The organism is Haliscomenobacter sp. (assembly GCF_041740695.1).
In the GTDB taxonomy this organism is placed as follows: domain Bacteria; phylum Bacteroidota; class Bacteroidia; order Chitinophagales; family Saprospiraceae; genus Haliscomenobacter.
In genome coordinates this window covers 30,097-56,002 of sequence record NZ_JBGSLK010000025.1, presented here as the reverse complement: position 1 = coordinate 56,002, position 25,906 = coordinate 30,097, and the positions used below count along the sequence as shown (strand labels likewise).

20 protein-coding genes are annotated in these 25,906 nt (G+C 47.0%); 12 read left to right on the top strand and 8 right to left on the bottom strand.

The genetic code is table 11. The features are described from left to right. Window positions 1–31 precede the first annotated feature (31 nt). The 5 genes from ACEW9O_RS05305 to ACEW9O_RS05285 all read left to right on the top strand — a co-directional run bounded on the left by ACEW9O_RS05305 (window position 32) and on the right by ACEW9O_RS05285 (window position 5,838). Entirely contained in the window at window positions 32–1,132 is a 1,101-nt protein-coding gene (locus ACEW9O_RS05305; protein ID WP_373549091.1) for an RluA family pseudouridine synthase, read from the top strand. Between the two features lie 132 nt (window positions 1,133–1,264). After that, window positions 1,265–2,284, top strand: a complete 1,020-nt coding sequence (locus ACEW9O_RS05300) for an acyl-CoA reductase (RefSeq protein WP_373549090.1) — start codon at window positions 1,265–1,267, stop codon at window positions 2,282–2,284. A 6-nt stretch (window positions 2,285–2,290) separates the two neighbouring features. Beyond that, the gene (locus ACEW9O_RS05295) at window positions 2,291–2,914 is read left to right on the top strand and encodes a metallophosphatase domain-containing protein (RefSeq protein ID WP_373549089.1); all 624 of its coding nucleotides are present in this window, start codon (window positions 2,291–2,293) and stop codon (window positions 2,912–2,914) included. Window positions 2,915–2,924: 10 nt separating this feature from the next. Beyond that, window positions 2,925–3,353, top strand: a complete 429-nt coding sequence (locus ACEW9O_RS05290) for a hypothetical protein (protein WP_373549088.1) — start codon at window positions 2,925–2,927, stop codon at window positions 3,351–3,353. Window positions 3,354–3,435: 82 nt separating this feature from the next. Next, window positions 3,436–5,838 (top strand): penicillin acylase family protein, encoded by a 2,403-nt coding sequence (locus ACEW9O_RS05285; RefSeq protein ID WP_373549087.1) that lies wholly within the window; start codon window positions 3,436–3,438, stop codon window positions 5,836–5,838. Window positions 5,839–5,946: 108 nt separating this feature from the next. Here the strand turns inward: ACEW9O_RS05285 and purK are convergent, their stop codons facing one another. Then, window positions 5,947–7,104: a 5-(carboxyamino)imidazole ribonucleotide synthase gene (purK, locus tag ACEW9O_RS05280; RefSeq protein WP_373549086.1), complete on the bottom strand. Its 1,158-nt coding sequence runs from the start codon at window positions 7,102–7,104 to the stop codon at window positions 5,947–5,949. A 311-nt stretch (window positions 7,105–7,415) separates the two neighbouring features. Here purK and ACEW9O_RS05275 point away from each other — a divergent pair, with 311 nt between their 5' ends. Next, window positions 7,416–8,750, top strand: coding sequence for a dihydroorotase (locus tag ACEW9O_RS05275; protein ID WP_373549085.1), 1,335 nt, complete (start codon window positions 7,416–7,418; stop codon window positions 8,748–8,750). A gap of 115 nt (window positions 8,751–8,865) precedes the next feature. Here ACEW9O_RS05275 and ACEW9O_RS05270 read toward each other — a convergent pair whose 3' ends face one another. The 3 genes from ACEW9O_RS05270 to ACEW9O_RS05260 form a co-directional block, all read right to left on the bottom strand. Next, window positions 8,866–10,362 carry an arylsulfatase gene (locus ACEW9O_RS05270; protein ID WP_373549084.1) on the bottom strand — a complete coding sequence of 499 codons (1,497 nt, stop codon included), beginning with the start codon at window positions 10,360–10,362 and terminating at the stop codon, window positions 8,866–8,868. A 69-nt stretch (window positions 10,363–10,431) separates the two neighbouring features. Next, window positions 10,432–10,959 (bottom strand): hypothetical protein, encoded by a 528-nt coding sequence (locus ACEW9O_RS05265; RefSeq protein WP_373549083.1) that lies wholly within the window; start codon window positions 10,957–10,959, stop codon window positions 10,432–10,434. A gap of 2 nt (window positions 10,960–10,961) precedes the next feature. Beyond that, a complete protein-coding gene (locus ACEW9O_RS05260; RefSeq protein WP_373549082.1) occupies window positions 10,962–11,522 on the bottom strand; it encodes an RNA polymerase sigma factor in 561 nt (186 codons plus the stop codon). A 140-nt stretch (window positions 11,523–11,662) separates the two neighbouring features. On the opposite strand from ACEW9O_RS05260, the gene ACEW9O_RS05255 reads away from it, so the two are divergent. The 3 genes from ACEW9O_RS05255 (at window position 11,663) to ACEW9O_RS05245 (ending at window position 16,118) form a co-directional block, all read left to right on the top strand. After that, entirely contained in the window at window positions 11,663–12,835 is a 1,173-nt protein-coding gene (locus tag ACEW9O_RS05255; protein WP_373549081.1) for a ribonuclease D, read from the top strand. 23 nt (window positions 12,836–12,858) lie between these two features. Continuing rightward, window positions 12,859–14,526, top strand: coding sequence for an ABC transporter ATP-binding protein (locus tag ACEW9O_RS05250; protein ID WP_373549080.1), 1,668 nt, complete (start codon window positions 12,859–12,861; stop codon window positions 14,524–14,526). Window positions 14,527–14,711: 185 nt separating this feature from the next. Next, window positions 14,712–16,118 carry an RtcB family protein gene (locus tag ACEW9O_RS05245; protein WP_373549079.1) on the top strand — a complete coding sequence of 469 codons (1,407 nt, stop codon included), beginning with the start codon at window positions 14,712–14,714 and terminating at the stop codon, window positions 16,116–16,118. A 78-nt stretch (window positions 16,119–16,196) separates the two neighbouring features. Here the strand turns inward: ACEW9O_RS05245 and ACEW9O_RS05240 are convergent, their stop codons facing one another. Further along, the gene (locus ACEW9O_RS05240) at window positions 16,197–17,063 is read right to left on the bottom strand and encodes an alpha/beta hydrolase (protein WP_373549078.1); all 867 of its coding nucleotides are present in this window, start codon (window positions 17,061–17,063) and stop codon (window positions 16,197–16,199) included. Window positions 17,064–17,160: 97 nt separating this feature from the next. Here ACEW9O_RS05240 and ACEW9O_RS05235 point away from each other — a divergent pair, with 97 nt between their 5' ends. Then, on the top strand, window positions 17,161–17,451 hold the full coding sequence (locus ACEW9O_RS05235) for a DUF721 domain-containing protein (protein ID WP_373549077.1): 291 nt from the start codon (window positions 17,161–17,163) through the stop codon (window positions 17,449–17,451). Between the two features lie 223 nt (window positions 17,452–17,674). Here the strand turns inward: ACEW9O_RS05235 and ACEW9O_RS05230 are convergent, their stop codons facing one another. From ACEW9O_RS05230 to ACEW9O_RS05220, 3 genes are read right to left on the bottom strand one after another with little or no spacing between them, the layout of a single operon-like run. Next, window positions 17,675–18,211 (bottom strand): RNA methyltransferase, encoded by a 537-nt coding sequence (locus tag ACEW9O_RS05230; protein WP_373549076.1) that lies wholly within the window; start codon window positions 18,209–18,211, stop codon window positions 17,675–17,677. A gap of 6 nt (window positions 18,212–18,217) precedes the next feature. Continuing rightward, a complete protein-coding gene (locus tag ACEW9O_RS05225) occupies window positions 18,218–19,651 on the bottom strand; it encodes a hypothetical protein (RefSeq protein WP_373549075.1) in 1,434 nt (477 codons plus the stop codon). Further along, a complete protein-coding gene (locus ACEW9O_RS05220; RefSeq protein WP_373549074.1) occupies window positions 19,620–21,263 on the bottom strand; it encodes a CTP synthase in 1,644 nt (547 codons plus the stop codon). Before ACEW9O_RS05220 ends, ACEW9O_RS05225 begins: the two co-directional genes overlap by 32 nt. A gap of 404 nt (window positions 21,264–21,667) precedes the next feature. On the opposite strand from ACEW9O_RS05220, the gene ACEW9O_RS05215 reads away from it, so the two are divergent. Together ACEW9O_RS05215 and ACEW9O_RS05210 are read left to right on the top strand one after the other, a co-directional pair. After that, entirely contained in the window at window positions 21,668–22,588 is a 921-nt protein-coding gene (locus tag ACEW9O_RS05215) for an aspartyl protease family protein (RefSeq protein ID WP_373549073.1), read from the top strand. A gap of 396 nt (window positions 22,589–22,984) precedes the next feature. Beyond that, window positions 22,985–25,846: a TonB-dependent receptor domain-containing protein gene (locus ACEW9O_RS05210; RefSeq protein ID WP_373549072.1), complete on the top strand. Its 2,862-nt coding sequence runs from the start codon at window positions 22,985–22,987 to the stop codon at window positions 25,844–25,846. Window positions 25,847–25,906 lie beyond the last annotated feature (60 nt).

The following is a 25,906-nucleotide window of genomic DNA, read 5'->3' as shown; positions in this document are numbered from 1 at the left end:
TTTGTAAGCTAAATGGACAAGAGTCGGAGTAATGGAGCAGGAACCAATTGAACAAGAAGACAACAATCATCAGTATTCCGACAACCTCAGCGACGAATTTTACGAACATCGGATCATTGAGGTTGATGCAAAGCAATCACCTTTGCGGATAGATAAGTTTGTGATGGACCGAATCGGGGACGTATCCCGCAATCGGGTGCAAAATGCCATCAAAACCGGAGCAGTACTGGTCAATGACCAAGAGATTAAACCCAATTTCAAGATCAAACCCGGGCAAAAAATCACCCTGATTTTACCCAAATCCACGACCGACAAGTACCGCATCGTTCCGCAGAATATCCCGCTTACAGTGATCTACGAGGACGAGGACTTACTGGTGGTGAACAAACCTGCGGGTTTGGTCGTACACCCTGGGGTTGGGCACTTCCGAGGCACCCTTGTCAATGCCCTGGCGTATCACCTCAAGCTGGATCCCACTCAATTATCAAGCGGCAATTTTCAGGAACGGGTTGGTCTGGTACACCGCATCGATAAAAACACTACCGGCCTTTTGGTGGTGGCTAAAAATGAATTTGCGCTCAGTCATTTGGCCAAGCAGTTTTTTTTCCACACCATCGAGCGGACTTATTACGCCCTGGTTTGGGGCGAACCCGAAGAAGATAAGGGTACCATCAACGCCCACGTGGGTCGTCATCCCCGTTTCCGCAAGGATTTTACAGTTTTCCCGGAAGGTGACCAAGGCAAGTGGGCCGTTACCCATTACGAAGTACTTGAACGTTTGTACTACGTGAGTTTGATCAAATGTACCCTTGAAACGGGGCGCACCCACCAAATCCGGGTGCACCTGAAATACCTCGGCCATACCTTATTCAATGATGAAAAGTATGGTGGCGACGAGATTCGGAAGGGCACAATCTTTAGCAAATACAAAACTTTTGTTGACAACATGTTCGACGTCTTGCCTCGGCACGCCCTGCATGCCAAGTCACTGGGTTTCGTTCATCCCCGCACCAATAAATTCATGCACTTTGAATCGGAATTACCCGACGATTTTAAAGCGGCCCTGGAACATTGGCGGGTGTACCTGGAAGGCCGAAAATCTTCGGCCAAAGGGAACATGAGTCAGCTTTAGCTCCGCAACCCATGGCTTTAGCCGTGGGCAGGCACATAAAAACTAGCCCACGAATGAATTCGTGGGTTGGCACCATAGAGTAGCCTCCCACGGATGAATCCGTCGGTTGGCGGAAAGAACCCGATTATTACCATGCAACTTTCACAACGCCTCAACGCACTCATCCAACTCGGCGAACATCTACGCGGCGAAGACGACTACCTAAAAGCCGTAATCCACCGCACGTCGTACCATAACCCCTGGTTCACCGCCGAAAACCAGGAGCGGGCCATCGCTGCCATCGCCGAGCAATTTTTAGCCACCGCTGCTTTGGAAGAATGGCTGAGCCGGTATTCCATTCCCAATGAAACCGCGATAAAAACGGTGGGCCTGGTCATGGCGGGCAACTTACCCCTGGTTGGATTCCACGATGTATTGTGTGTTTTTGTAGCTGGGCACAAGGCCAAGATTAAGCTGTCGGAAAAGGACCCTTACCTCTTGCCGTATTTGTTGAAATTGTTGGAAAAAATAGACCCGGCCACCACAGCCTATTTTGAAATTACCGAACGACTCCTGGATATGGATGCGGTGATCGCCACCGGGAGCAACAATTCGGCGCGTTATTTCGAATCCTATTTCAGCAAATACCCTAATATCATCCGCAAAAACCGCAATGGGGTGGCCGTGTTGACAGGGACTGAAAGCAAGGATGATCTGCATGAATTGGGGCACGATGTCTTTCGGTATTTTGGTTTGGGTTGCCGCAATGTGGCCAAGTTGTACTTGCCCAAGGGGTATGATTTTATTCCCCTTTTGGAGGCTTTGCACGAATACCGCGACATTATTTTGCACCAAAAATACAAGAACAACTTCGACTACAATTTTGCCCTTTACATCCTCAATAAAGTGCAATACCAGGCCAATGGCTGCATCCTGATGATTGAAGAAGCTTCCCTGCATTCGCGGATTGCCTCCCTGCACTACGAATATTACGATTCGCTGGAGACAGTGGAACATGAACTAGAGCGCCACGCCGAAGCGATCCAGTGCATCATTGCACAACCCAATGTATTAAAAACCAAAACTTTCCCCTTTGGAAAATCCCAGGAGCCCGCCCTCTGGGACTATCCTGATGGAGTGGATAGTATGGCTTTTTTACTCAGCTTAAATTAAACAACAATGCGTTTTGTAGCCATTTCCGATACCCATGGCAAACACTTGTTTGACCTGCCGCCCGGCGATGTGATTTTGCACGCTGGCGATGTGTCTTCACGCGGATTAAAAGCAGAAATAGAACGTTTTTTGGACTGGTTCTCCAGTCTGGATTACGCTTACAAAATATTCATTGCGGGCAATCACGATTTCTTTTTCGAAAATGCATCTCCTTTAGAGATTCAAGCGCTGATTCCTGACAACCTGATTTATCTGAACGATTCTGGGGTAGAAATTGAGGGCATCAAAATTTGGGGTTCACCCATTCAACCCTGGTTTTACGATTGGGCTTTTAACCGCCAAAGGGGGCCAGCCATTCAAAAGCACTGGGACTTGATTCCCGATGACAGCGACATCATCATTACCCATGGCCCGGTTTTTGGCATTCACGATCGGACGGCGAGTGGCCAGTTGGTGGGTTGTGAAGATTTGCTCCCGGTTATCCAGCGCATTGCCCCCAAAGTGCATTTGTGCGGGCACATTCATGAGGCTTATGGAACCGTGCAGGTCGGCGAGACCTTATACATCAATGCAAGTATTTTAGACCTTCGGTACACCATAGCCCACGATCCTGTCGTTTTTGATGTATAAATATGAAAATATGATCTATAAATTACTCCTATGCGCCCTTTTAGGCCTCGTTTTGAGCACTGAAATAGCTGCTCAAGGCAAAAGTAATGGCCAAGGACCACCACCCTGGGCCCCTGCACATGGCTTTCGCGCCAAAACCAGACACGTATATTTCCCTGAGTACAATTTATATTTCGACATCGAAAAAAGGGTGTACATCCATTTTCAGGCAGGGCGATGGAGCATTTCAGTAGATTTACCTACTCGTTTGGGCAACATCAATTTGCGCAATGCTTCCAAGTTTGAATTGGACATCGACATCGACAATCCCCAAATTTACAACGGCGAACACCAAATGCGCTTCAGGCCTAAATATGCCCTGGCTGACGCCTCCGCTCCGGTCAAAGTACATCCAACCAAGGCGGTACATCCGGGTAAAGGCCACGGCAAGAAAAAATAATCGCGGGTTTTACGCTTAGTCCGCTTCCTGTTTCTACTTTTTTGGCTATACTTACTGAGGATTAGTACTCAAGTTTAGCCACATGAAACACAGCATCTTTTTTCTCCTGTTTTTAGCCTTTACCCGCATCCAGGCCCAGGAACAACTCAAACTCCCCGGACTGGAACAAGCCGTGGAAATCATCACTGATCAATGGGGCGTCCCCCATATTTATGCCCAAACCGAGCATGACCTCTTTTTTGCCCAAGGATTTTACGCCGCACGCGACCGCACGTTTCAGTTTGAAATGTGGCGCAGGCAGGCAACGGGTACCGTAGCCGAAATTTTGGGTGAACGAGAACTGGATCGCGACCGGGGCGCCCGACTGTTTCGCTTCCGTGGAGACATGGACCAGGAAATGATGCATTATCACCCCCGAGGCAAACAAATCATCACGGCATTTGTAGCGGGTGTAAATGCCTGGATTGCACAAACGCAGGCCAAACCGGATTTACTTCCCCTGGAATTCAAATTATTGGGCATCAAACCAGGTTTGTGGACGCCGGAAATTGTCATTTCTCGCCACCAGGGTTTATTGGAAAATGTCACCGATGAATTAAAGAATGCCCGGGCTATTGCGCTCCTTGGTGCCGACAAATTGAAAGGACTGCAATGGTTTCACCCCAAGGAACCCGATTTGCGCCTTGATCCCAAAATTCCAGCGGCGCTTTTTCAGCAGGATGTCCTGAAATTGTACAATGCCTTCCGCGAACCACTCAAGTTTCAACCCGAAGATTTAATTGGGGCGGTCCGCAACCCCAACCCAAAGGACTACTCCAATCTAGCAGCCCTGGAAACCCGGGAATACCTCGAAGCCCAGGCTGATCGAAGCTCTAACGTAGGCAGCAACAACTGGATTGTCAGCGGCAAACTCACCCAAAGTGGTTTTCCCATGTTGGCCAACGACCCCCATCGGGCGATTTCTACCCCTTCTCTGCGCTACATGACGCATCTGGTGGGGCCAGGCTGGAACGTGATTGGGGGCGGTGAACCAGTGATCCCCGGCATCTCCATTGGCCACAATGAGTATGGTGCCTGGGGCTTGACCATCTTCGCGACCGATGCTGAGGATATGTACGTGTACGAAACCCATCCGAACAACCCCAACTTGTACAAAGTCGGCACAGAATGGCGGAGTATGCGCATCATCAAAGACACCATTCGGGTCAAAGGAAAGGCTCCCGTGATTGTGGAACACAAATACACCCACCACGGCCCCGTGGTTCATGAAGATCGGACCCTAAAAACAGCCTGTGCCGTGCGTTGCGCCTGGTTGGAGGTGGGTGGTGCTCCCTATTTGGCAAGCTTGCGCATGGGGCAGGCCAAAAACTGGCAGGAATTTCGTCTGGCGTGCCAGTACAGCCACATCCCGGCCGAAAATATGATTTGGGCCGACCGAGCTGGCAACATCGGCTGGCAGGCAGTGGGCATTACGCCGATTCGCCGGCAGCACAGCGGTTTGGTGCCCGTACCCGGTGATGGGCGCTATGAATGGGATGGCTATTTGCCGATTTTAGAACGCCCCAGTGTATTGAACCCTGAGCAAGGTTTTCTGGCTACCGCCAATGAAAATGTCACCCCAAATGATTACCAACACTGGGACGCGGTTGGCTTTAAGTGGGCTGATCCTTTTCGGGGAGATCGTTGTGCGGAAGTGTTGAATACTGGCCGTCGACATACTTTACAGGATTTTATGAACCTGCAAACGGATTATTTGTCCATTCCAGCGCGGAATCTGGTGCCTTTGTTGCGCAATTTGCCTTGTGCGGATACCAGTGCGGAATGGGCGCGCCAGCAATTGTTGCAATGGGATTTTCAACTGGAAAAAAACTCCATCGCGGCGACGCTTTACGATGCCTGGGAGCGGGAACTGCGCAGCCAATTGGAAAAAATACTTTTGCCTGAAAATGCCCGTTCATTGGTGACGATGCAAGCCTATCGCATCCTGGAGTTTTTGATGCTACCCGACGGAAAGTTTGGAGCGAATCCGGTGCAAGATCGAAATGCCTTTTTGATCAAAGCACTGAGTACGGCCATGCGCAATTTGGAAACTCGCCTGGCGGGGCTGCCGCGCAGCCAATGGCAATACGGGCAAGAAAAATACAAACATGTGCTGATCCGCCATCCTTTGAGTAGTTCGGCTAGCCCCGAGCTGCGCAAAAAACTGGATCATGGCCCGCTACCCAGAGGGGGAAGCTCCCAAACGGTTGGAGCTACTTCGGGAAATTACAACCAAACCCACGGTGCAAGTTTTCGATTGGTGGTGGATACGGGCAATTGGGATTATTGCCTGGCGACCAACACACCGGGGCAATCGGGAAACCCTGATCATCCGCATTACCGCAATCTGTTTGAGATGTGGGCAAATGATCAGTATTTTCCTTTGTTTTATTCGAAGGGGAAGATTGAGTCGGTGCAGTTCAATAGGTTGAAATTGATGCCTTAATTTTTCACCACCTAAGAAACCTAAGACACTAAAGACACACCTAAGACGTTTAGGTGAAAAAACTGAGGTGTCCCTTTAGTGTCTTAGGTTTCTTAGGTGGTGAAAAAATTAACATTGTATACTCAATTTTTCCTGCACCAATTTCGCGATGCGCACCGCCTCCTCAACACTCTCCGCCAGCACCGTAGCATGCCCCATTTTGCGGAAAGGTTTGGTTGTGCTTTTGCCATAAAAATGCAACTTAACTCCTGGTAAAGCCAAACAATCCTCCAGGCCCACATACCGCGTTGGCCCACTAAACCCTTCTGCGCCCAACAAGTTGACCATCACCGATGGGCATTTCATGGCAGTACTCCCTAAGGGAAGATTGAGGATACCCCGCAGGTGTTGCTCAAATTGGGAAGTGTAACAACTATCAATGGTATGGTGGCCGCTGTTGTGTGGGCGGGGTGCCACTTCGTTGATCAGGATTTGATTGTCATTGGTGAGGAAGAGTTCAACCGCCAGAAGGCCACAAATCCCGAAAGTTTCGATGACCTGTTTGGACAATTCGATCGCCGCTTGCTCAATGGCTGGATCAAGGCGGGCGGGACAAATCAGGAACTCCACCAAATTGGCTTCGGGGTTAAAATCCATTTCTACAACCGGGAATGCCGCGATCTCTCCACGGGGATTGCGCGCCACAATCACGGCCAGCTCTTTTTGGATGTCTACCATGGTTTCGAGCAAACAAGAGCCCTGCAATAACTTGTGCTGCAAGTCCGACTCGTTTTTAATCACGGCTACTCCCTTGCCATCGTAACCAGCGGTGCGGGACTTTTGCACAAAAGGATACTGCCAACGACCGGAATGCACGGCATGGCGCACCGCGTGCTCATCCTCAAACAATTCAAAATGGGAGCTGGGCAAGTGGTGCTCCTGGTAAAATAATTTTTGTAAACCTTTGTCCTTGATCAAATCCAGGGCTTCTGGATGGGGATGTACCGTAACTCCCTGTGTTTGCAACAACTCCAACGCCGCAGTATTGACATGCTCAATCTCAATGGTCAGCACGTCTTTATCCTGACCAAAGGCGAGCACATCGTCGTAGTTTTTAAAATTGCCTTCCACAAATTCGGCGGCAACAACCCCGGCTGGAAAATCACGGGATTCATCCAAAAAATACAGTGGCAAATGCCAGTTGGAGGCTGCTTGGCCGAGCATTTTGCCTAGTTGGCCACCGCCGAGTATGCCCACTTTGAAGGTGGGGGAGAGGATTTCTTTCATGGTTGTATTCTTGGGGTTGAGGAACAAAGAGCATCTCAATGAATAAACTCGACTAAAGCAACATTATTTTCACAAAGGACACAAGGCAGCACAAAGAACACAAAGTTAGACGTTGACGCCTCTTTGTGTTCTTTGTGCTGCCTTTGTGTCCTTTGTGCTCATTTGTATTCGCTTTGTGCTACTTGGTTTACCTTGAGCAGCTTCATGCAAACTCAACAGTGATCTTTTTCCGCGAAATACCTCATTTTTCCTGAAATTATCCGCACGATTTGCCCAAAATCGGTTTATTTCGCTCTCACAATTGTACACACATGGCCAGAATATTGTTTAAAAATGCCCAAATCGTCAATCGGGGGCAGATCAACAGTGGGGATTTGTTGGTGGAAAACGGCAAAATTAGCAAAGTTGGGGGGGTGATTGACGCCGCTGGCGCACGCGAAATTGTCGCTGAGGGTAAGTTTTTAATTCCAGGCATCATTGACGATCAGGTGCATTTTCGGGAGCCAGGTTTGACCCACAAAGCCGATTTGTACACCGAACCCCGGGCAGCAGTGGCGGGCGGAGTTACTTCTTTTATGGAGATGCCCAACGTCAAACCACCCACTTTGACCCAGGAACTGCTGAAAGAAAAATACCAGATTGCCGCCCAAAAATCCCTGGCCAATTATTCTTTTTTTATGGGTGCTTCCAACGATAACCTGGAAGAAGTGCTCAAAACAAATCCCCAAAACGTATGTGGGATCAAGGTGTTTATGGGCTCCAGTACGGGAAACATGCTGGTGGATGATACTCAAACCCTGGATGCACTTTTTTCCCAAGTTCCCATGCTGATTGCCACACATTGTGAAGATGAACATACCGTTCGTGCCAACGAAGCGACTATGCGCGAGCGCTATGGCGAGGAGGTACCCATTGCCATGCACCCCATCATCCGGGATGTGGAGGCTTGTTTAAAATCTTCCAGTATGGCGGTTGAATTGGCCAAAAAGCACAATACCCGACTGCACATCCTACACATTTCTACGGCGGAGGAATTGGCCTTGTTTCGCAACGATATTCCTTTGACGAAAAAACGAATAACAGCCGAATTATGTGTACACCACCTCTATTTCAGTGCCGATGATTATGCCACTTTTGGCACCCAAATCAAGTGCAACCCGGCGGTAAAAGAAAAACGACATCGGGAAGCTCTACTAGCTGCTTTGTTGGACGACCGGCTCGACATCATTGCCACCGATCACGCGCCACATACCTGGGCGGAAAAACAAAACAGCTACTTTCAAGCACCATCTGGCGTCCCACTAGTACAACATACCCTGAATGTGATGTTGGAGTTTTACCACCAGGGCTTGATCAGTTTGGAAAAAATTGTGGAAAAAATGTGCCACGCTCCAGCTCAATGTTTCAATGTGCATCAACGTGGCTACCTGGACGAGGGCGCTTGGGCCGATGTAGTTTTACTCGATTTGAACAAAGAATGGACGGTACAAAGGGACAATATTCATTACAAATGCGCCTGGTCACCTTTTGAGGGGCATTCCTTTAAGGGGCAGGTGGAGGCTACCGTGGTTAGCGGGCATTTGGCCTACCAGCACGGCCAGTTTTTTGAAGACAAAAAAGGCGAACGTTTGACCTTCAAAGCCTAATTGCTAAGGTGTTTCTTGAGTGTCTTAGGTTTCTTAGGTGGTGAAATTAATACCTTGCTTCGCAAGGCTTTTTCTTTTTCACCACCTAAGAAACTCAAGACACCGAAGAAACACCTTAGTTGCGTTTGAACTTGGGACTCACGAACTCCCAATCCTTAATATGTGATGGCACGTGCTCTCGCTCCACGATTTTATCCATCTCATTTAAGCGTTGCGGTAGTTCCTCCGCACGGTTCTTCTGCTCACTCCGGTCGCTGCTCAAATCATACAATTCCCATTTGGCGGCGGGATTGGTTTTCATCTGCACTTTCACCCCTTTCCAATTGCCCAAGCGTACTGCGATTTGGCCCCCTTTTTCGGGAAACTCCCAGTACAAATAAGGGTGCTGCTTTTGCAAGTCCTTCTTACCCAATAAAGTGGGCAAATAAGAAACCCCATCATTTTTGGGCGCTTCGATTTTGAGCAAATCTGCTAATGTAGCCATCAGATCGTATTGCACTGAGAGGTGATCACTCACCTGCCCTGGCGCAATTTTTCCTTTCCAACGCGCCATAAAAGGCACCCGAATGCCCCCTTCGTAAAGCTCTGTTTTTAAGCCCCGTAGCCCTTGTGTGCTGTTGAAAAAACCGGAATTGACCCCACCCACTTCAAATGTCGTTCCATTGTCGCTGGAAAATAGAACCAGCGTATTGTCGTCCAAACCTTGAGCTTTTAGTGCTGCTATGATGATGCCGACCTGATCATCGAGGTACGTAATCATACCCGCATAGGCAGAAAGCGGGTAACGTTGAGGGGAATAACCTTTGTCGCCAGTATAAGGCGCTTCGGCAAATTTGCCGAGATAGGGTGAAAGCGCCTTTTCTGGCACCTGCAAAGACAAATGGGGTAGGGGGAAAGCTAGGTATAGGAAAAAAGGTTTGTCCTTCCGTTTTTCAATGAATTTTAGCGCTTTGGCCGTCATGTGATCAACGACATACTCCTTGCCAATGAAATACTCAAATGGTGTTGTTGGAGATAAACGCTGGTGCACCGTGATCGGAGGATTGTTCAAAGTATCCCATTTTCCGTTTTCCCAGAGGTGGGTAGGGTAGTAGTTGTGTGCTTGTTTTTGGCAGAGGTAGCCGTAGCTATAGTCAAAACCTTGCAGATTAGGGTTACCCGTAGTGGTATGCATGCCCAAGCCCCATTTGCCCACAATGCCCGTTTGGTAGCCATTTTTTTGTAACATATGCCCAATGGTGATGGTGCCCTCAGGCAAAGGCATTTGGCCACCTTCCATCTCGTCACTGAATTCTCCCAATTCATAATTCCCCCGGATGTAGGAGTGTCCTGGATGTTTGCCAGTTAACAGCATACAGCGGGAAGGCGCACAAACCGGAGCACTGGCGTAATGTTGAGTGAATCGGATACCCTCACCTGCCAATCGATCGAGGTGTGGCGTTTTGATTTTTTCCTGGCCGTACACACCTAATTCGCCGTATCCGAGATCGTCGGCAAAGATGTAGATGATGTTGGGCTTTTTGGCCTTGATTTCCAGTGGAGTGGAAGGGCGATATGCCAACAAAAGTGGCACCGCTAATACGAGGAGGAGTGCGATTTTATTCAAATTCATGTTGCTTGCGAACTACATTAAACAATATTCAGAGTAGTTTCGAAGATAGCAACAACTTTCAAATGGCTACTACTTTTTTAAAATCCATTTTTTAAGCGCAAAATCCATGAAAAAATAACTCAAAACCGCCAATGAAACCAAAAAAGTGCTAAAGACCATGGGATTGGAAAAAACACCTAGATTCAGAGTGTACCCCCATATTATATTGAGCTCTCGTTGGGGCAACCCTACGTGGTTGCCCATACCCGTGTGGTTGCCCAGCACACCATGCCCAGCAAAAAACAGGACCAAACTCATAACCGCAACGGCACCTACCAAACTACCAAAAATACGTACCAAACCTTTGGGTAAAATATCCGCCGAGGTATGAACTGGTCGATACAAAGCAGGCAATTGTTCAGTCACATTGGCACTAAAACGCATAGATGGCTGTTCTGGCTCCATTTCTTGAAGGCTTTCCTGCAAACTTTTGGCTAGCTCTAACTCCTCGGCAAAGGCCATGTCATGAGTCAGTAAGTGTTGTACCTGCTCTTTTTCCTGAGGCGTACACTCCCCATCGAGGTATTTCCAGATTAAAATAGACTGCTCATTTTCCATACTCAGTGTTGATCCAAAGCGCTGGCCGTCAATTCCTGGCGCAACTGCTCTCTTAAACGAAACAATTTTGTTTTGACATTGGTCACACTCAAACCCGTAATTTCGGCAATCTCTTGTACCGATTGTTCATTCAAATAATACAGTGTAATGATGCTGGCGTCACTAGGTTTTAGCCGATTGATGACCGACTGCACCTGATGCTTAAGATCATTGTCCTGGGTCAGTTCAGCCGGACTTTTGCTGTGTACATCTGGCGTTTGGAATGCTGTATTGCCCGACTCAATACTCTGCAAAGGTAATTTTTTCTTGCGGGCATTGTCAATAGCAGTGCGGTAAGTAATGGCATACAACCAGGAACTAAATTTGGACTCCTGCCGATAACTGCCCAGCATTTTGTACACCTTCAAAAACACATCCTGAGCCACCTCTTCCGCTTCCTCACGTGAATTGAGCACCCGCATCGCAATGGTAAAGACATAGTTTTGGTATTGTTCCACCAGTTGGCGGAAAGCAGTCTGTTCTCCTCTCAGTACGCGCTGAACCAAAAGTAGGTCTTCTTCCATGTATTGCGTTTGCAAAAATCCTAACTCGAGCTAAGACGAGGTTTTACTTTTGCTAGGTTACAACTTTTTGGGAAAATATTCCAATCCGAATAGATATATTTGCGCAAGACGAACCCCTCATGGGCGATAAAAAAGTGTCGATGCAAGCATTTGAATTCATCACTACAAAGGAAGGACTAGAACAATTTGCTCAAATCAACGCGGATGTTGAGTGGATGTGTTTTGACTCAGAATTCGTCGGGGAAAAAAGATTTACGACCCGTTTGTGCCTCATTCAGGTGGCAACGGTGCATGGTTTTTTTTTGATTGACCCGTTTCCACTCAAAAACTTGGATCCATTTCTGAAAATGATTGAGGATCCGAACATTGTCAATATCACTCATGCGGGCGAAAATGACTACCGTTTGCTCTATGCTACGCATGGCACCATTCCCAAGAATACTTTTGATACCCAAATTGCCGCAGGTTTTTTGGGTTATCGCTATCCTTTGGCTTTCAAAAAATTGGTAGAAACAGAGTTGAAAATCAACCTCAATAAAAGTTTCACCGTAGCAGATTGGGAAGCCCGTCCTTTTAACCAGAACCAACTCAAATACGCCATCCAGGACATTGAACCCCTGTATGATTTGTGGAAAAAACAAGAGGCTGAACTCGCCAAACAACACCGCTTGCATTGGGCAGAGGAAGAATTTCGGGTGCTGGAACGGGAAGCATATTACGCCAGAGACCCTCACCACGAAGCGCTAAACAGCGATTTGATGAAGTCTTTAAACAAAAGGGAGCGCTTGTTTTTGCTGCGTTTGTTCGAATGGCGACGCAAAACGGCTGAGGAAAAGAACTACTCCAAAGAAATGGTGTTGCCCAGCAAGTTTATGAGCCAAATCGTGCGCAGCATGCGCTCGGGCCGGGCCGGCTTGCGCGAAAACCGCCGCATTCCCGATAAGTTCGCGGGCGATTTGTGGTCAGTGATGAACGAATTGTACATCCGCGAAATGAGTGAAGACGAAAAGTTTCTGCTGCTCCAGGTGCCTTCCGAAGACGAGGAAAACGCCAACGAAGAAATCCTGACCGAATTTTTATACCTCATCATTCGCCACCAATGTATGCAAAAGGGGGTTTCCCATTCCTTGGCCCTACCGCGCAACTGGTTTAAAAAAATCAAAAACGACCCAGCTTTTGCCGAAGAGGTTTTTAACCAGGGTTGGCGCAAGGAATTGTTCGGTGATACTTTCGTGAGCTGGTTGAGCCAGCCGGATAATCTGCGCATCGATATCAAACCAGATGTGATTGAATTGCGGCTTGCGGACAATTAAGACAAGTTTTAAGCATTAGAAGTATGGAGGACTTGTTGGAAGTGCAAAATCTAAGCATTCGCTTTGGTGCCAATACCGTGGTGGATGACCTATCCTTTGTACTGCCAAAAGGAAAAACCCTCGCCATTGTGGGGGAATCAGGCTCCGGAAAATCCATGACTGCCCTCGCTTTGTTAGGGCTTTTGCCCCCCGAAGCCCAACTTAGTGCCCAACAATTGCGTTTTCAGCCCTCCACCGAACAGCAATTCCAGCTGCAAAATTGCCAGGCCAACGATTGGCAACACATTAGAGGCAAAGCCATCGGCATGATTTTTCAGGAGCCGATGACCTCCCTCAATCCCTTACAACGTTGCGGGGCGCAAATTGATGAGGTGCTTCGCCTGCACCTGGACCTCAACGCCCAACAAGCCCGCCAACGTAGTTTGGAATGGCTCATCAAAGTGAAAATTCAAGACCCCAAGCGCATTTACCACGCTTACCCCCACCAAATTTCGGGTGGGCAAAAACAAAGGGTCATGATTGCCATGGCCATGTGCTGCAATCCCGGCTTGTTGCTGGCCGACGAGCCTACTACTGCTCTGGATGCCACGGTACAAAGGGAGATTATCCTGCTCATGCGCGAATTGCAGCAGGAATTCAATACGGCTATCCTGTTTATTTCCCACGATTTGAGCCTGGTAGCAGGTTTCGCGGATCAAGTGCTGGTGATGCAGCAGGGCAAATTGATAGAAAAAGGGAGCAGTGAGCAGATTTTTGAACAGCCCGAGGCCGCCTACACCAAAGCACTGCTGAGCTGCCGCCCGCCATTGGATCACAAAGTGGAGCGTTTGGCGACGATTGATGATTTTGTAGAAAAAGAAGAAAAACCAGTAGCAAAGGTTCCCGCTACACCAATAACCCCGATCGTTACCACAAATTTACTGGAGGTCAAAAACTTATCAACCTGGTTTCCGCTGCGCAAATCCTGGTTTGGCAAAACACGCAATTGGGTGAAAGCGGTCCAAGAGGCTACGTTTGACATCAAAGCCGGACAAACCCTCGGCCTGGTAGGGGAGTCTGGCAGTGGAAAAACCACCCTGGGGCGTAGCATTCTACGTTTGATTGAACCTACTTCCGGGGTAATACACTACAACGGTCAAGACATTGAAAAAATAGACGCCGAGGCAATGCGCCAATTGCGCCGGGAACTTCAAATCGTATTTCAGGATCCTTATTCTTCGCTCAATCCCCGCTTGCCTGTCGGTTTGGCGATCACCGAACCGATGAAGGTGCACGGCATTGGCAGCAATGACCAGGATCGGGTGGAGCGGTGTATTGCACTTTTGGAGCAGGTGGGTTTGCAAGCCGATCATTTCACCCGCTACCCTCACGAATTTTCCGGCGGTCAACGCCAGCGGCTTTGCATCGCCCGAGCACTGGCCGTTCAACCACGTTTTTTGGTGTGCGACGAGGCAGTTTCCTCTTTGGATGTCTCCGTACAGGCCACGGTGCTCAATCTCCTCAAAGATTTACAAGCCCAACAAGGTTTGACTTACCTATTTATTTCCCACGATTTGGCCGTAGTCCGCTTCATGTGTGACGATATTATGGTGATGAAAGATGGCGTTATTGTAGAGAAAGGACCCGCAGAACAGGTTTTTGAAGCACCCGCACATCCTTATACGCAGGCTTTGTTGGAAGCTTCCCGCTAGGGGCGATAAAAAAATAAGTGCTTCATTTTGCCAAAGGATTAGATGAGTAAACGGTTCATTTTAAGTTTCTTATCTGATCCTTTGGCTCAGGGAAAATGAAGACTTATTTTTGCCCCACCACTTAGGTTGGGAACTTTTTTGGGCAAAAGATGCTTTTCCCTGCAATTAGCTTTTAATCCCTTTTTATGGCAAAAATTCAAATTCGAGGCAAAGACTTAATGAAAATGGGGTACCCAGAAGGTCCCGTGATCGGCCTTTGCATCAACCTGATCCCCAAACATTACAAACGACACAGCCAGGAACAAGTCGACGAACTCCTACAATCCATCCTGGCGAACCCAAGCGATTACGCCGAAGATGCAGTTTTGGGTCGTATTGTGGAAGCATTAGTGCAACCCGAAAAGCAGGGCCCGGTTGTGATTGACCTGTTGCCAAAGGCCAAAACTTATCCAGTTTTTGGTGCTGAAAAAATTGAGGCCGGAGCCATCCAACAAATGGAAATCGCCATGCGCCTGCCCGTTACGCACGCAGGTGCCCTCATGCCCGATGCACATCAGGGCTATGGTCTACCCATTGGTGGGGTGTTGGCTACTGAAAATGCGGTAATTCCATATGGTGTGGGTATGGACATCGGTTGCCGCATGTGTATGACCATCTATCCGGTCGAGCCGCAAGCACTGGATGCAAAACGCAGCATGTTCAAAAAATTGCTATTGGAAAATACCCGCTTTGGGTTCAGCACTTTTGAAAAACCAATGGATGACGCCATCTTTGAACGCAGCGAGTTCAAAGAGGTGCCCAAGTTGCGTTCTTTGAAAGGCAAAGCCTGGGATCAAATTGGTTCTTCGGGCTCGGGTAACCACTTTGTAGAGTTTGGCATCGTGGAAATCATGGATGAACACAACGAGTTCAACCTACCCTTGGGCAAGTATCTGGGCTTGATGTCGCACTCAGGGTCGCGCGGATTGGGGGCTACATTGGCACAACATTACACCAAACTGGCCATGGAAACCTGCAATCTGCCAAAACAGGCTCAACACTTGGCCTGGCTCGACCTGGATACCGAAGCTGGGCAAGAATACTGGATCGCGATGAACCTGGCGGGTGATTACGCCTCGGCTTGTCATCACCAGATTCATCACCGCATGGCGAAATCATTGGGTGAAAAATCCCTAGCGATTGTGGAAAACCACCACAACTTTGCCTGGAAAGAAATCCTGGCAGATGGCAAGGAATACATCGTACACCGCAAAGGCGCTACTCCAGCGGGTAAAGGGGTGTTAGGGGTGATTCCAGGTTCAATGACGGCGCCAGCTTTTATTGTTCGTGGCAAGGGCTTGGAAGACTCCTTGAACTCCGCTTCACACGGTGCGGGTCGCCAGATGTCGCGTCGTCAGGCACTGGGAGCGGTGACCAAATCCGAACTGGACAAACACCTGCGTGCCCACGGAGTGGATTTGCTGGGTGGTGGATTGGATGAGGCACCATTTGCGTATAAAAACATCCATCAGGTCATGGCCGCCCAGGAATCATTGGTGGAAACGATCGGCACCTTCCACCCCAAGGTAGTGCGTATGGAAGGCGACTCGTAGGGGCAACCCTGTGTGGTTGCCGACGCCTGACACCCGAAAGGGTTGCCATCCGATCAGGGCAACCACATAGGGTTGCCCTTACCGCATCAGCCAAGTATATGCCCCAGCAAATTCGCTGGCCCAAAAAGCTTCATTGTGTTTGCCGTCCTTGGGAAGAGCCGTGAACAATCGGCGTTTGTTAAAACCAGCCTCTTTGAGCACTTTGGCCATCCGTTGCATGGGCTCAACCATTTCGACCTGGCCTTCCAGTGCTCCAGTGAAAAGATAAATTTTGAGGTTTTTGGCCTGTAGACCTTTCTTTTTGGCGAACTCAAATGCCGCTTCGGAATGCCAGAAAGATGCTGAAAACACACCAGCACGTCCAAACACTTGAGGGTACTCCAGCGCAGCATAAAAAGCAATCAGGCCACCCATCGAAGAACCAATTACGGCAGTGGATTCAGGCCCTTTGAGCGTGCGGAAATGTTGATCGACGTAAGGCTTAAGCGTTTCAACCATAAATTTGGTGTAAGCCACTCCTTCCCCCTTGCCAAAGCGGGGATGATCCCAGGGGGCGTATTCGGTCATGCGCTTTTCAGATCCATTGTCGATGCCAATGACGATACAACTGCGTTTGAGGGTGCTATCCAGGTGATTGAGGGTTTCATCGATGCGCCATTCTCCGGCAAAACTGGTTTTGGCGTCAAACAAATTTTGCCCGTCCTGCATGTACAACACTGGATAACGCTTCTGGCTTTTGTCGTAATCCAAGGGCAAATAGACCCAAATGCGGCGTTTGCGCTTGAGTTGTGGAATCTCAAAATCTGTCGCCAGAATTTTTACATTCGGGGCTGCCGTACTCTCTTGAAAATGGTGTGGTCGGGATAAACTTAGAGCAAAAGCCTTTTTATTGCGCATGCTGAGGCTACTTATGGTGCTTAAAATGATCAAAAAGAGGATGTTCATTGCGATGGTCAGGTTGGTGTAGGATGGTGCAAAGATACGTAAAAGTCTATAGCTTAAACGGCTTGACCAAAACACAAAAAACGATTACCTTCGCATCATGGCCAAATACGATGAAAAATCCCTGAAGGATATACTCCTGGAGATGGTAAACCAATACCGCCTTAAACAAGGCATCAGCGAGTCGCAGATCAAAGCTGCTTGGGCGCGTTTGATGGGGCCTTCCATTGTCCAGCATACCACTCAGATTCGGGTCATCCGCAAAAAAATGTATTTGATGATTGATTCTCCTTCCTTGCGGCAAGAGCTGTTTTATGGGCGGGAAAAAATTCGCAAGATGCTCAATCAGGATTTGGGGGAGGATTATTTGGAGGAGGTGTTTGTTAAGTAGGTGCCTCGGCAACCAGCACTGAATGATTCGGATAGCGGCATTAGCCGCCAAACGTCTGTAGGGCCAAAGGAACGAAGGTAGATTTTAAGGTGCGTAGCACCGCAACTTTTCATCTGTTCCGGTGCTACGCACCTTAAATGCAGGGTATGGACTAAATGCTACAGACGTTTGGCGGCTAATGCCGCTGGTCGTAAGCATAGAATGGTGCAATTTGTAAAACATTTCAATGAGTCAGCTTAACAAACAAGTCCCAAGCCACAATCCCCACACATACTGAGATATTTAAAGAATGTTTGGTGCCAAATTGGGGAATTTCCAAGGCACCATCTACAATGCCCATCACTTCATCGGCTACGCCAGTCACTTCATTGCCAAATACCACGGCGATTTTGCTATCCTTGTTTGGGTGAAACTGTTCCAAAGAGGTGCTGTTTTCGGCTTGTTCCACCGCCCAAACTTGCCATCCATCGGCTTGTAGCGCTTTTACAGCCTCAGTGGCGTCTTCCATGTACGCCCAATCTACTGAATCTGTAGCACCAATGGCAGTTTTAAGGATTTCCTTATGCGGGGGCTGGGCGGTAATGCCACAGAGGTAGATTTTTTGCAAAGCAAAGCCATCCGCAGTCCGGAAAGCCGAACCAACATTGAGCGCGGAGCGTACATTGTCCAGTACCAAAATCAGGGGCGTTTTTTTCTGGTTTTTGTAATCTTCAACGCTGCTGCGCTCTAGTTCCAGGATGTTTTTTTTGCGAAAAGCCATTGCTGCTTATGGTTTTTTGAATAGTGTAGTGGATAGACCTGCTTTTTTCATAGTCAAAACCGGAGTCCATTTTTCAAAAAGCAATTTCCGGTCCTCATCCGAAAAATCATTCATCACGCTGGAGTAATAAACGTACTCATTTTGAGCCAAATTTAAGGGACTAAATCCATCCTGCCGAGCATTTAAGTCGCGCCAGTGCAGAGGGCCGATCTCGGGGAAGGTCGTTCCAACGCTTTCCAGTGGAATACCTTGTTGGTCCAAATAGTTGATTACTTCCTTACGAATTGCGAAGTGCGGCCAATGCGCAGGAGTACTATCCCAGCCTTGAGAGACCCCCATCGGGTACACCCAAAAATTCCCACTAGCCAGACCCAGCATGACCAGGCCCAGGATCATGGATTTGACTTTGGTTTTGAGTTGACTTTGGATCAGGAGCATGAAAAAAAACAAATGCAAGGCCAGAAAAAAAGGCAACAAATACCGGTGCGCACTCACTCCCTGGAACAACAAAAAATGCGGAAGCTGAATGAGCAAGCTGATGACGACCAAGGGGAAAAAAGGATTGGATTTTAAAGATTTGAACTGTCTGTAGCTCAAGCAAAAAGTGGTCAGTACCAAAAACACTCGCCCGTAATCGGCAATCCGCCAGGCCAGCACGAATCCATTTTTTAGCATTCCTTTGAATCCAACCACCGTAAAACTCTCCCGCCAGGGCGAATCAGCATGAAAGCCTACCCATGATTTTGCCCAAGCGTGATACCCTAAAAAAGCCAAAGCCAATAAGCCAGCTGGAACAAAGGGCAGTGCGCTGCGCAACCAATCAGCCGGGTTTTTCCAGTCAAGATTTTTAACCTGCATAAGCTGAAAAAAGTACAAAGCCAATACGGCCATCATCCCGCGTAAACTGATGATTGCCAAAACAATCGAGCAGATTAGCAGTAGAATAGTCCGTTTTTCTACTACCCCCAACAAGCCCCAAATGAATAAGGCAAGCAAAGCCACATCTGGACTAATCAACGAGATTTGCCCCAGGAACACGGGATCGATGACGACAAGTAACGGCAAGAATAAACCTAAAGGACTGCTAAAAATTTTACTCAGTCGAAATAATCCCCACAATATTAAAATAATAAAAGGCAAAATAGCCAAATGACTCACCAAAAGCGATTGCCCAAAACCACGCCAACACAGTGCCAAATACATCCCAAAACCACTGGGATGGCCACTATCAATGACATCGGGTAACAAGAGGTATTTGAAATGCTGGTCGTAATACCATTGAGCTTGGCGTGAGGCCAATTGGATGGTATCCCAGAAAAAAGGATGGCGACAGGAGCGGAGCCAGACAAGGATGGTGATTAAAACGGGAGCGATGCCAAAAATAATCGCTCCTGTTCCTGGCCATTGGTTAGGCTGGCGCAAGGATTTTACTTTTTTCATGCCCCTTTTGAAAAGCTATCGCGGCCTTGATGAACTGTACAAACAAGGGATGTGGGTTTTCAACCGTACTTTTTAGTTCTGGGTGAAACTGCACACCGACAAACCAAGGGTGGTCTTTTAGTTCTACTATTTCCACCAGATTGGACACTGGATTGATGCCAGTGGCCAACAACCCTGCTTGTTCAATTCGCTCGCGGTAGTCGTTGTTGTATTCGTAGCGGTGGCGATGGCGCTCACTGATTTTTAAGGTTCCGTAAGCATGAGCGGCTTTGGATTTGCGTTTGAGTTCACATTCAAATGCACCAAGGCGCATGGTTCCACCCTTGTTGGTGATTTTTTTCTGCTCCTCCATCATGTTGATCACTGGGTCGGGACCGTTGGGGCTAACCTCGGTGGAGGCAGCATCCTCCAAACCTAACACATGCTGGGCAAATTCAACCACTGCACATTGCATACCCAGGCAAATGCCGAAGAATGGAATGTGGTTTTCCCGGACGTATTTGATCGCCGCTATTTTGCCGTTGATGCCCCGCTCTCCAAAACCAGGGGCAACGAGTACGCCGTGCAAACCAGCTAGTTTTTGCTCAATTTCCAGCGGGTCACCTTCCAATTGCTCGGAGTGAATCGGCACCACTTTTACCTTACATTCATTGGCTGCGCCAGCATGTACGAAGGACTCGTGGATGGATTTGTACGCATCCTGCAACTCGTTGTATTTGCCTACCAAGCCAATTCTGACCTCAGATTTTGGTTTTTTGAGTTTGCTCAAAAAGCTTTTCCAACGAGTGAGATCGGGTTCGCGGCGATCGGGTAGGCGTAATTTGGTCAATACCGTAGAATCCAGACGTTCTTCCAACATCAACAGGGGAACATCGTAGATGGTCTCTGCATCCATGGCCTCGATCACTGAGTTCACATCAACGTTACAAAACAAAGCCAATTTGCGCCGAATGTCCATGTTGATGGGGTGTTCGGTGCGGCAAACGAGGATATCGGGTTGAATCCCGGTATTGAGCAGTTCTTTTACCGAGTGCTGGGTTGGTTTGGTTTTGAGTTCCTTCGCCGCATTGAGGTACGGAATCAAGGTCAGGTGGATGACCAGACAATTGTCGGCACCCAAATCCCAGCGCAATTGCCGCAGTGATTCCAGATAGGGTAGGGACTCAATGTCGCCAACCGTGCCGCCTAGCTCAGTGATCACAATTTCAAACTGTCCCGTGGATCCCAAAATCTGCATGCGCCGCTTGATCTCGTCGGTGATGTGTGGAACGACCTGTACGGTTTTGCCGAGGTAACCACCTTGACGTTCTCTTTCGATCACCGTTTGGTAAACCCGGCCAGTCGTGACGTTGTTGGATTGCGAAGTTGGAACATTCAAAAAACGTTCGTAATGCCCTAAGTCCAGGTCGGTTTCGGCGCCATCGTCCGTTACGTAGCACTCGCCGTGCTCATAAGGATTGAGGGTGCCGGGATCGACATTGATGTAAGGATCAAATTTTTGGATGGTTACTGAGAAGCCCCTAGCTTGAAGCAGCTTGGCCAACGAAGCTGAGATGATCCCCTTGCCCAAGGAAGAGGTGACACCGCCCGTAACAAAAATGTACTTGGTCATGATGAATGAAAAGTGAAAAACGAAAAATGAAAAATGAAAAATGAAGGGAGAGAAATGAAAAACGACGCCACAGAGTTGTCATTTTTCACTTTTCATTTTTCATTTTTCACTTTGGTTGTTACGGATCGTAAAGATAAGACAAATGCACGGAAGCTTTTTAACACAATTGACATTTTTCCTTTAATCATATGAGATACTGCTGAGGATCAAGGACAAAAAAAACTAAACTCCGAAAGATTATTTTGTTTCAGGGCCTTTTTTGTGTTATTCATCAAAAATACAGGGGAAAAGGAACCTTTTATTTGACATCAATGTTAATTTAATGTAAATTTGAAGTAAAATTAAGATTAACTGGTTGCAAAGCCAGCCCAAATCTATGGTTTCATCTTTTAAATCACCGAAAAATGAAGGGGTTAAAAGTGTTCTGTGTTTGGGTCCTTGCAATTGCCGTAACCGTTGTAGATGGCCAAAGTAGAATTGCGTATTTGAAGACCCGAAATCGAGATGTACCTGTCGTTGTAGAAGACTTGTCTGCAAAAAAGAGCATGGAATTGCCCATTGAAAAAATTGGGGAATTGTGGTTGGTTAGAGCCAACTTGGATGGGGAAGAAGGAAATTTCATTTTGGATACAGGTGCACCCTATTTGGTGATCAATCAATCCAACATTCGGGGAGATTTTAGTGCATACGGAACCACGGGTAACGTAAAAGTGGATGATACAACCGTTAGCCAGTTTAGTCTAAGTACCGCTCAATGGAAGAACCACAATGCCCTAGCGTTGGACTTGCGTCATTTTGAACGAAGTTTGGGCACTAAACTCATGGGTATCATTGGTTATGATATTTTGAAGCGCTTTGAGTTAACCATTGCCCCGGAGCAAAAAATTATGTATTTGAGTGTCAACGAATCCATTTACCGCAAAGAAGCAGGGATTACAAGCATAAATATGAGCATTGAAGGCCATTTGCCAGTGGTTGAAGTGGAAATCAATCATCAGGTATTTCGGTTTGGAATTGACACAGGGGCCGAAGTAAACATGATTAACCCGGAGTCGCTGGAAAAGTTAGCAAGCAATTCCATTTCAGAAGGTGGTCATGTCACGGCCATAGGCTTAGGAAAAAAAAGCATTAGGCAAAGGATCATTCAAATCGAATCGATGAACTTGGGGCAGCACCTTTTTGAGGAAATTCCATTTGCGGTGCTGAAATCTCCGGTCTTAAATGAGTCAAGTGGGATCGATGGTATCTTAGGCAATCAGTTTCTTAATAAGATTGTATACAGCATGAATTACCGAAAGGGTGTGCTGCAATTTTTTGTACACTAAGACTTTAGCTAGTTTTTTTGTCCCAAAGAGCAGGGTTTCCAAGCGGAAATCCTGCTCTTTGTGTTTGAGGAAACTTAATCACCACTTAAAATTCAGTTTACATAATAAGTTGAAATTTGTTGTTGATTTTGTGGGGGTTTGAAATGAGTCATTACTAAACAGTTTTCCTATAAAGTTAAGAAATTGTAAAATTTTAGTGGCAATATTAATAAAAGGTTAAACTGGAAAGGGGCCAAAGGTGGAACATTGGGTCTAATTTTGCACCCGATTGTTTGGTCACATTGCCTTAATCATTGTTCAACCTAAATGACGTCCTTTCGCAGCTATTGTGATGCGATTCTTTAGGATGCCATCCCATCGAAAAGGAACCAAACGCACGAGTTGATCACTTTCTAATTGGAAATTTTCGCTCAGAACAAACAGCATTCAAACATGATTTATATGCAGAATCTTTACAAAATCCTCACTTTTTTAGCTCTATTTCTTTGCGTTGGTAGCGCTTTTGCACAAAAAGCGACTCTGAAAGGCAAGATGATCGATGGTAAATCAAAAGAAGCCTTGATCGGAGCCACTGTGTTTGTAGTCGTCCAAGGAGAGAACACCGTTGGTGCGGTTTCCGACTTTGATGGAAATTATGAAATGGCAGAAATTCCTGCGGGAACTTTCAAGTTGGTAGCAAGCTACGTCGGTTATGCTTCTGATACTACCGAGATGACTTTTGCTGACGGACAAGCGCTTACCAAGGACTTTGAGTTGGGCGAAGAGGTTACCGTTTTGCAAGGGGTTTTGATCGTTGGTAAAGCAAGTAGAAGTACTACAGCAGCGCTTACGATGATCCAGCAGAAGAGTCCTTCTTTGGTAACAGGTATTACCAATCAAGAAATTCAGCGTTCACCTGACCGCAGTACCGCTGATGTTTTGAAGCGGGTAAGTGGTACAAGTGTTCAAGACAATAAATTTGTGGTTATTCGCGGATTGGCGGACAGGTATAACATTGCTACGGTCAATGGCCTGGTATTGCCTTCTACTGAACCGGATCGCCGGGCTTTTTCTTTTGATTTGATTCCTTCAGCTTTGTTGTCCAACCTTTTGATTTACAAAACTGCTACACCTGAATTGCCAGGTGAATTTGCAGGGGGGGTAATCACTGTTAACACGCGTGAAACTCCTGATGAGCCTTTCGTAAGTTTGTCAATCAACGCAGGATACAATACCCAATCTACATTTAAAGCATACGATTATTATCCAACTGGAAAAACAGATTGGTTGGGATATGACAATGAAACCCGTGCTCTGCCAGAAGGTGTTACTAAGGCGGGTCTTGAAAATAATGCCACCCGTTTTGAACAAAGTAAAAAGTTTGCGAATGATTGGAAAATTGCCAATCAAGGAAATCTACCTCCCACTTGGGGTTTTCAATTGGCAGCAGGTACCCAAACTAAGTTGTTCAAAAAAGAACTTGGCATGATTGGAGCCTTGACCTACAACAATACCCAGCGTATCCTCGATGTTTCAAGAGGAGACTACGAGGTAACGAAGCAGAGAGTCTTCGATTACAATGATCAGCAGATTAGAAAAAACATCACGGTAGGCTCTATGCTCAACTTTGCATTGCGCCTTTCTCCAAACAGCAAAATTTCCTGGAACAATTTATTAAGCTCCAACGGGAGTGATGAATATGTATTCCGCAGTGGCCGTGAAAACGACCAAAGCCGTCTGATCAATGCTTACTCAATGTTTTACAATGCGACTCGGTTGTTTACTAGCCAATTGTTGGGTGAGCACGCAATCGGAGAAAAAGGAACGAAGTTGAATTGGTCTTTGGGCACCAATGACATTGATCGGAACACGCCATCCTTGAGACGGATTACTTACCTCAAAAATGAGGATCAACTTGAAAGCGATCCTTACTCTGCATTCGTGCCTTTTGGTACCCCTTCACCTAACTTTGCAGGTAGATTTTACTCAAATCAAGGAGAAACATCACAAACTGCAAACTTGAAGCTTACCATTCCTTATGGTAAAAAGGCTGAAGACGAAGACAAACAAAGCAACTTTAAATTGGGTGCTTTTGCTGAAATAAAGGATAGAGAGTTTGACGCTAGGGTTTTTGGTTACACGGTTACAAGTACCAGAGATTTCAATTTTGACATTCTAAACACTCCTGTTAGTACTATTTTTGATCCAAAAAACATTGGTCAACAAGGATTTACCATTCGGGAATCCACTAACCCTAATGACTCTTATACTGCGGGCTCGGACCTTTCAGGTGGGTTTTTAATGTTGGATCACTATTTAAGTGAAAAATTTAGAGTGATTTTTGGCGCAAGAGTTGAAAATTTTGTTCAAAAACTGGACGCAAATACCTTTGGTGGAACTCCAATCAATTTTGCCAAAACAACCACGGATGTTCTTCCTTCCTTAAACTTGTCTTACGCCTTGACCAAGCAGAGCAATCTTCGTTTTGCTGTTTCTCAGACGGTTTGCCGCCCTAACTTCCGCGAGTTGGCTCCTTTTACATTCTATGATTTTAACCTTGCCGCTACTATAGATGGTAACCCGGATCTGGTACGTACAAAAGTTACCAACTTTGACTTGAAGTACGAATTGTTCCCTACGCCATCTGAGTCGGTTTCTTTGACTGCCTTTTACAAGGACTTTAAAGATCCAATCGAAGCTTTCTACGAAGCATTGGGTGGTGGTGGCCGTAACTTTAGTTTCAAAAACGCCCCAACTGCTCAAAACTTTGGTTTAGAATTAGAAGTTCGTTACAAGTTGAATCGATTGGGTAGCGCCCTTGAGAACTCTGCAGTTTTCAGTAACCTGGCGTGGATCAATTCCAATTTGGATGTATCCAATGACCCACTTGCTTCTGTTAATGGCGATTCTCGTCCATTGCAAGGCCAGTCGCCTTACATCATCAACCTGGGCTTTTCTTATGCAACACCAAAGAACGACCTTAATGCAACCCTTTTGTTTAACCGGATTGGCCGGCGTATTTGGTTGGTAGGTTCAAATGGTTACCGCGATACGTACGAAAACCCAAGAAATGTACTGGATTTCCAGGTGACTAAAAAAATCTTGAAGAACAAAGGTGAGCTGAAGTTCAATGCTCAAGACATTTTAAACAACAATGCCATTTTTTACCAAGATCAAGACAACTCAGAGAGTTATGACGAGGCAGAGGATACAGTGATCCAAAATATCCTTTATGGCGCCAACTACTCCTTGACATTTACCTATCGTTTTTCCAGGTAATTTTCGACTATAAGAGATGTGCAATTGTACAAATTGCACATCTCGCCATTTCGAGATTCA

What these genes read in the sequence shown, in the direction of transcription:
- ACEW9O_RS05245 (WP_373549079.1), top strand. Translation starts at nt 14,712, where the DNA reads ATGGCAAAAATTCAAATTCGAGGCAAAGACTTAATGAAAATGGGGTAC.
- ACEW9O_RS05250 (WP_373549080.1), top strand. Translation starts at nt 12,859, where the DNA reads ATGGAGGACTTGTTGGAAGTGCAAAATCTAAGCATTCGCTTTGGTGCC.
- ACEW9O_RS05305 (WP_373549091.1), top strand. Translation starts at nt 32, where the DNA reads ATGGAGCAGGAACCAATTGAACAAGAAGACAACAATCATCAGTATTCC.
- ACEW9O_RS05285 (WP_373549087.1), top strand. Translation starts at nt 3,436, where the DNA reads ATGAAACACAGCATCTTTTTTCTCCTGTTTTTAGCCTTTACCCGCATC.
- ACEW9O_RS05215 (WP_373549073.1), top strand. Translation starts at nt 21,668, where the DNA reads ATGAAGGGGTTAAAAGTGTTCTGTGTTTGGGTCCTTGCAATTGCCGTA.
- ACEW9O_RS05220 (WP_373549074.1), bottom strand. Translation starts at nt 21,263, where the DNA reads ATGACCAAGTACATTTTTGTTACGGGCGGTGTCACCTCTTCCTTGGGC.
- purK (WP_373549086.1), bottom strand. Translation starts at nt 7,104, where the DNA reads ATGAAAGAAATCCTCTCCCCCACCTTCAAAGTGGGCATACTCGGCGGT.
- ACEW9O_RS05235 (WP_373549077.1), top strand. Translation starts at nt 17,161, where the DNA reads ATGGCCAAATACGATGAAAAATCCCTGAAGGATATACTCCTGGAGATG.
- ACEW9O_RS05255 (WP_373549081.1), top strand. Translation starts at nt 11,663, where the DNA reads ATGCAAGCATTTGAATTCATCACTACAAAGGAAGGACTAGAACAATTT.
- ACEW9O_RS05260 (WP_373549082.1), bottom strand. Translation starts at nt 11,522, where the DNA reads ATGGAAGAAGACCTACTTTTGGTTCAGCGCGTACTGAGAGGAGAACAG.
- ACEW9O_RS05295 (WP_373549089.1), top strand. Translation starts at nt 2,291, where the DNA reads ATGCGTTTTGTAGCCATTTCCGATACCCATGGCAAACACTTGTTTGAC.
- ACEW9O_RS05290 (WP_373549088.1), top strand. Translation starts at nt 2,925, where the DNA reads ATGATCTATAAATTACTCCTATGCGCCCTTTTAGGCCTCGTTTTGAGC.
- ACEW9O_RS05270 (WP_373549084.1), bottom strand. Translation starts at nt 10,362, where the DNA reads ATGAATTTGAATAAAATCGCACTCCTCCTCGTATTAGCGGTGCCACTT.
- ACEW9O_RS05300 (WP_373549090.1), top strand. Translation starts at nt 1,265, where the DNA reads ATGCAACTTTCACAACGCCTCAACGCACTCATCCAACTCGGCGAACAT.
- ACEW9O_RS05230 (WP_373549076.1), bottom strand. Translation starts at nt 18,211, where the DNA reads ATGGCTTTTCGCAAAAAAAACATCCTGGAACTAGAGCGCAGCAGCGTT.
- ACEW9O_RS05225 (WP_373549075.1), bottom strand. Translation starts at nt 19,651, where the DNA reads ATGAAAAAAGTAAAATCCTTGCGCCAGCCTAACCAATGGCCAGGAACA.
- ACEW9O_RS05265 (WP_373549083.1), bottom strand. Translation starts at nt 10,959, where the DNA reads ATGGAAAATGAGCAGTCTATTTTAATCTGGAAATACCTCGATGGGGAG.
- ACEW9O_RS05275 (WP_373549085.1), top strand. Translation starts at nt 7,416, where the DNA reads ATGGCCAGAATATTGTTTAAAAATGCCCAAATCGTCAATCGGGGGCAG.
- ACEW9O_RS05240 (WP_373549078.1), bottom strand. Translation starts at nt 17,063, where the DNA reads ATGAACATCCTCTTTTTGATCATTTTAAGCACCATAAGTAGCCTCAGC.